Below are 6,057 nucleotides of genomic sequence, written 5' to 3' on the forward strand. Positions count from 1 at the left end.
TCTTGGTAATAATTGCCCCTGGATTCCTGCGGGCTGCTGTCTCTGTCTTGGAAAGTATTATTTCTGCGAAGGGATGGTTGGCTGTCGGAATCGACTCTCCGTTTGAAAATTGCTCTCACGGGCATTTCTCGCGATTGGGGGGCGAAGGTCGATCGCTTTTGAGGCGCGTCTCCTGGGCGAGTGTCGGGACGGGGCTTGCGTTCAAACCGGGGAGAGGAGGGTTGTGAGTCCTGACGGCGGCCTTCGCTTTTGAATGGCTTGCTGTCGGAATTCGATCGCGAAAAGTTGGGTTTGGTAAATTTTCTCATTGGTTTCTTGTGGTCAAAACGTTTTGGCTGAAGGCTAGTCGATTGTAGATTGTAGATGTGAGATTCTTGATTGAGGGAGCAATCTTTGGGCTTTGAGATTTGAGATAGTCTAGCGAGGGAGCAAGGATTTTGCTCTGTTCAAGTAGCTAGTTATTGACATACTCACCGCCCTAAAAGTGCGGTGATTCTTGACACTTCACTGACTGACGCAACCGAAGTCGTCTTACTCTGTCTCTGTGTCCGTTTAGAGTCGTGGCAATGCCCTATCCCGACTTTGTTTATATTTTTTGCAGCGTTCTCATCGCGTTCGTGTTCAGTGCCACAATTCAAACACTGAACCGATCTGATTTTTAAATCCAGTCTTCCCCACTTAAAGCCGCAATCCGAGCAAATTTGACTGGTAGGCTCCCAGCGACTAATTACTCTAAAGTCTAGACCAAATTTCTCAGACTTTGCCTCGCACAAAGTTCGGAATTCTCTCCATCCCTGAAGACTAATAGCTCTAGCAAGTTTGCGGTTTTTGACCATTCCAGACACATTCAAGTCTTCTAAAACGATAGTTTGGTTTTCACTAACAATTTTGGTTGACAGCTTGTGCAAGAAATCTTTACGGGTGTCTGCAATTTGATTGTGCAGTTTGGCTATCTGAATCCGAGTTCTATTTCTGCGTTTCGAGTCTTTAGATTGCCGAGCTAGCTTTTTTTGGAGTTTACGAATTTTTCGATCTAACACTTTATAGTCTGGACTTTTAGCTTTCTCCCCATTACTCATCACAGCAAAAGTTTTAATCCCTAAATCAATTCCGACACTTGGGTTTTTAGCATCAATTTGAACGGGCTTAACTTCTACTACAAAGCTCAAGAAATAGCGATTAGCACAGTCCTTTAGTACAGTTACAGAGCTAGGCTCTGATGGTAACTCCCTAGACCAAATAGGGCTAACATTTCCAATTTTTGCCAGATACACGGACTCACCTTTGATAGAGAAACCTGTTTTAGCAAAAGTTGCAGACTGACTGTTAGTCTTTTTTTTGAATTTGGGTTGACCCACTTTCTTGCCTTTTCTCTTCCCTTTTAGGAAATCAAAATAGTTTTTGTAAGCAACCTCTAACTGTTTGAGGGATTGTTGCAGCGGCACGGACGAAACATCGTTCAACCATGCCCTTTCTTCTGTCTTTTTAGATATAGTTAGAGACTTGGATAGAGTGTTGTACCCAGGATATTTGCCACATCTGCTAACAGCCAAAGCATCGTTCCAAACAACTCTTACACAACCAAACAACTGAGCCAAACTCTGGCGTTGTCTATCGGTTGGATAGAATCTGTATTGGAACCTTGCTTTCATTATTTTTAGCTGTTTTACTACTTTAGTATGCCATACTATTTTAACACGATCGGGAAAATTCAGAAGGAATTAAAGCCGTCCTAGAACGACGGGGTTTTAAACCCATTTCTTTGATAAATCTTGTTTTGCCGATCGGGCTTTTTGCTGTTTTAGATTACCAGCCGTGCCAGAGTTGTTAATTAATCCCTCCCCATTCCCAACTCTTAACTGCTAAATCCTTTAAGTCTCAAGTTCTAAAAGTGCCAGAATCTCGGTCAATCTTTCGGGATCGGTGAGGTACAAATATCCGATCAAAGTTTCTAAGCTGCTAGCTTGTTGGTATATCTCTGGATCTGCTCGCTTAGAACGGCCCGCTGCAGCATTGCGGCCGCGCTTGACAATTGCTAATTCTGTACTATTTAAGTAAGGAGAGATCGATCGCAAGTGACGCGCTTGAGTTTCGGCTCGTACTTGTCCCACCACCAATTCGTGATAAGCTTGCAATCTTTTGGGCGGCATTAAGTACGAACTCCGAATGTAGAGTTCGTACACTGCATCTCCCAAATATGCCCAGGCTGCGGGCGAAATTCTTTCTATTTCTGCTGGTGTAGCCCTCGCAGGATGCACTCGATTTAAACTGATATCCGTCAGACTCAGTTTGAGTCCGTCATCTGCGATCGGCGACATACTTTTTTAAATAAAACTTCCGCACAGCTTGGTTTTTCTAGTCACTTACTTATTTGGTCTTTCGTTACTTCCGCAATTATAGCTTTCACAGGAGTGTTCGCTGTCCGATCGCGAAACGAGATATATAGGCAAAGCTTGGCGCGACGATCGCACTCCTAAAAAAGGCTTTTTACCAAATCGGGATGCTTTAATTTTTATACCATTTTTCCGCGTGTTTGCCACACATATTTTACTGCCCCTCCACCGAAACTCTCAGCATCGGGGAAATAGCCGCTGGCGCGTGTCGCAGCTTCTGGGAAAATCGGTATTATTTTACCACCCCAAAAATAAAAATTTGCTATCCAGCGTTGAGAACCGGATAGCTAATTTAATTCACTTTGGCTTGACACTCCCCAGCCCTAAAGGGACGGGGATTCTTGAAGAGTTCGTATTTGAACTTTCAAAGGCTTGCATCAAACCGCCTCTACCCACTCAGCTTAGATAAATCTAAACTTTGCGTATACTTTTAGCTTTTGTGTTTTCGGAGTCCACCACTAATGCCAGATAGGTACGCTCAACAATCTGCCTTTTGTTTGCCCTTTAACTATTCCGAATCAAGTCGGATTAGTCCGTTGCCGGGATTTCACCGCACTAGATTGTTTCAATACGCAGATGGTTATTCTTACTTGCTGCTTGAATTATACCAAGAATTGAAGGCGGTTGAAACCGCTGCCGACTTATCCCCGTGTCTGAAGCCAGGGGCTTGCGTCTCGTTTTTCGGTCAAGCATCCTTGACGTTTTTTACCGCCTCATCAACCGAAGGCTGCAAAGACAAAAATTTCTCTAAGCGAACCAGTTTAACAGTCTGAGTTACGCGGGGATTTGAGACAATTTGCAATGTCCCTTCCAAGGTTTGGGCTTTTTTGACAAGTTGCACAAGTGCGCCCAAGCCTGAACTATCCACAAAGTCTATCTGAGACAAGTCCAAAATTACGTGTTTTGGGCCCTCGTCAATACATTTGCTTATTACCTTCCGAAAAGTTGCCTCAGAAAAAGCGTCCAGCAGGCCAGTCAGGCGAAATAACTGATAGTTATTCTTGACTTCGCGAGTGCCTCTGAGGCTAACGGTCAGGGTCAATGACTCAGGAATGACACCCTCCTAGCTAGATATGGCTTAAAGTCGAGGCTTCATTATAGGAGTTTTTTGGTCTTTTGTCTACAGTTTTTTAGTCATTAGTCATTAGTCATTGGTCATTAGTCAGAAGCGATCGACACAAACAGCCTCTGATGACTACTGACTAATGACTGCTGACTGCTGACTACTTACTGCTGGCTACTTTCTGATTGTCTCGCATGGACTGCACGAATCGATCGAATAAATAATCGGCGTCGTGCGGGCCCGGACTGGCTTCTGGGTGGTACTGCACTGAGAACAGCGGCAGAGTTTTATGCTTCAATCCGGCTACGGTGCGATCGTTCAAATTGAGATGAGTAATCTCTACTTCGGGGGCTAAGGAATCGGGGTCGATCGCAAAACCGTGATTTTGGCTAGTAATTTCTACTTGCTCAGTTAAACCCGCTGGATGATTCAATCCCCGATGGCCGAACTTAAGTTTAAAAGTTTCTGCACCCAAGGAAAGTCCCAAAATTTGGTGTCCCATGCAGATGCCGAATACCGGTTTGTCCGACTTTAACAAAGCTTTCGCAGTAGCGATCCCTTCCGTTACCGCCGCCGGATCTCCGGGGCCGTTTGACAGAAAAATGCCGTCCGGGTTGTATTTGAGGATTTCCTCCGGCGACGTGTCAGCGGGGACAACGATGACCCGACACCCGTAACTCGCCAGACGCCGCAGAATATTGCGCTTGATCCCAAAGTCTAGCGCTACCACCGTCCACATTTGGCCGTTAGCAGGTTTGACTGTAGGACTGAACTCCCAAACCGAGTCCGTGGCTTCAGACCACTCGTAAACCTCGCGAGTGGTGACTTCCTGCACCAGATTCAGCCCGTCCATGCTGGGGGCATCTTGCACTCGCTCCAACAGTTCTGCCTGGTCGAGAATCGTCGTCGAAATGCCGCCGTTGATCGCTCCCACCGTGCGAATTTTGCGAGTCAGGGCGCGGGTGTCGATCCCGTAAATTCCGGGGATATCGTACTGTTTTAGGTAGTCTTGCAGAGATTGCGAGCAGCGCCAGTTGCTGGGGCGGCTGCATACGTTCCGGGCGATCGCACCCCGAATTTGCGGGCGCGAGGATTCTTCGTCTTCAAGATTTACCCCGGTATTGCCCAATTCTGGATAAGTAAAAGTTACAATTTGACCGCAATAGCTGGGATCGGTCAATACTTCTTGGTAGCCCGTCATTCCAGTATTAAATACTACCTCGCCAACGACGGTGGCGTCAGCGCCAAAAGACCAGCCGCGGTAAGCAGTACCGTCAGCCAGGACTAGGAGAGCGGGTTGTGCAGTTGAAAGTGACATGGCATCCTTAATTACTTTCGTTTGGTTTAATTCTTACCACTGCCAGGGATTTGATGCTAGTCGGCAATGTACAGATATTATTTTAATTTGTGCAATGGTTCGCAAAAGCAAGGCACTTATGCCGGAGGCCCGATGCCGGAGGCACTTATGCCACAGGTAATCAAGAACCAGCAACAAGTGCAAATTCTGCATCTCCCCCCGCGCCAGCAATTTATCAGCCAGCAGCTTAGGATGCGGGCGGAAATTCTATATCTATACCAAAAGGCAGTTGTCGCTGTTACGATCGAGCTACTGCGTTTAATCAAACTATGGCCAGCAAATCTCCCTTGCCTTTACTCTCAAACTCAAAAAAGCCTCTACCCATCCCTCAAAACCTGCGCCAACCTTTACTGGTGTTAGCAGGAGTTATTTCTCTGAGCAGTTCAATTTTAGTAGGAAGTGTTGCCAACTCCTCGCCAGCAGTGGCTCAAGAAAGTGAGGGATGCTTCATGCGGAGCTCGTCAGGCCGAACCGTCAACCTCAGCCAATCAGTCTGCGGTTTTCTCCCCAAAGAATTGACTCCCACCACTTCGGCGGCGGCAAAGTCGGGAGTGTTTCAGGCAAAAATCAAACGCCGAGAGGCTAATATCCCCGTCATAGAAGTCACGTTTAACGGCAAACAAAAGTTCGAGATGATGGTAGATTCGGGAGCTAGTGGCACAGTAATTACACCAGCAATGGCTAAAGCCTTGGGCGTTGTTCTCCAGGGAACAGTGCAAGCACAAACTCCCAACGGAGTGGCTACTTTTCCCCTCGGTCGCCTGACTTCTATGGAAGCAGGTGGTCTGGCAGTTAACAATGTAGTTGTCGCTGTCTCGCCCTCCCTAGAAATCGGACTGTTGGGTCACGACTTTTTTGGTAATAAAGATGTGACTATTAAGCAAGATGTCATTGAATTTCGATCGCGGTCTTAAAAAGAAGTTAGTGGTTAGTTGTTATTTGTTAGTTGTTATTTGTTATTGATTACTGGTTATTTGTAGCAACTGCTTTCCTAACAACTACCAACTGCTTTCGGGTCAACTAACAACTAATATCATGTCCGATCGATCGCGCATCATACATAGTCGGGGCGGGTTTTTGAGCTTGTCGGTTTTTGGCGACTATTGCTGGTGAACCCGCCCCTACAGGAATCACGGTCAATCGACCGAATATGATATAACAACTGTCAGGATCGCGAATTAAATAACTTACAATTTTAATTGTTATTGTGGGATGGGCGTCCCGCCCGTCCTTTTTGGACGGGC

Annotated in this window: 6 protein-coding genes and 1 pseudogene; 1 reads left to right on the top strand and 6 read right to left on the bottom strand. The window is 46.2% G+C overall.

The window, feature by feature from the left end:
- From QUB16_RS01085 to carA, 5 genes and pseudogenes are all read right to left on the bottom strand, one after another.
- A pseudogene (locus tag QUB16_RS01085) lies at nt 1–308 on the bottom strand (23S rRNA (guanosine(2251)-2'-O)-methyltransferase RlmB); the annotation flags it as partial.
- Nucleotides 309–470: 162 nt separating this feature from the next.
- Nucleotides 471–1,652, bottom strand: a complete 1,182-nt coding sequence (locus tag QUB16_RS01090) for a transposase (protein WP_333313407.1) — start codon at nt 1,650–1,652, stop codon at nt 471–473.
- Between the two features lie 219 nt (nt 1,653–1,871).
- Nucleotides 1,872–2,318, bottom strand: coding sequence for a ribonuclease III domain-containing protein (locus QUB16_RS01095; RefSeq protein ID WP_333313409.1), 447 nt, complete (start codon nt 2,316–2,318; stop codon nt 1,872–1,874).
- 760 nt (nt 2,319–3,078) lie between these two features.
- Nucleotides 3,079–3,435, bottom strand: coding sequence for an STAS domain-containing protein (locus QUB16_RS01100; RefSeq protein ID WP_333037230.1), 357 nt, complete (start codon nt 3,433–3,435; stop codon nt 3,079–3,081).
- Between the two features lie 181 nt (nt 3,436–3,616).
- A complete protein-coding gene (gene carA / locus QUB16_RS01105; RefSeq protein WP_333313411.1) occupies nt 3,617–4,774 on the bottom strand; it encodes a glutamine-hydrolyzing carbamoyl-phosphate synthase small subunit in 1,158 nt (385 codons plus the stop codon).
- Nucleotides 4,775–5,082: 308 nt separating this feature from the next.
- Between carA and QUB16_RS01110 the strand changes: the two genes are divergently transcribed.
- Nucleotides 5,083–5,727, top strand: coding sequence for a retropepsin-like aspartic protease (locus QUB16_RS01110; protein ID WP_333313412.1), 645 nt, complete (start codon nt 5,083–5,085; stop codon nt 5,725–5,727).
- A gap of 106 nt (nt 5,728–5,833) precedes the next feature.
- Here QUB16_RS01110 and QUB16_RS01115 read toward each other — a convergent pair.
- Nucleotides 5,834–6,057, bottom strand: a 224-nt coding sequence (locus QUB16_RS01115; RefSeq protein ID WP_333313414.1) for a hypothetical protein, incomplete at its 5' end; no start/stop codon positions are given.

It is taken from the genome of Microcoleus sp. D3_18a_C4 (assembly GCF_036702415.1).
Lineage (GTDB): Bacteria > Cyanobacteriota > Cyanobacteriia > Cyanobacteriales > Microcoleaceae > Microcoleus.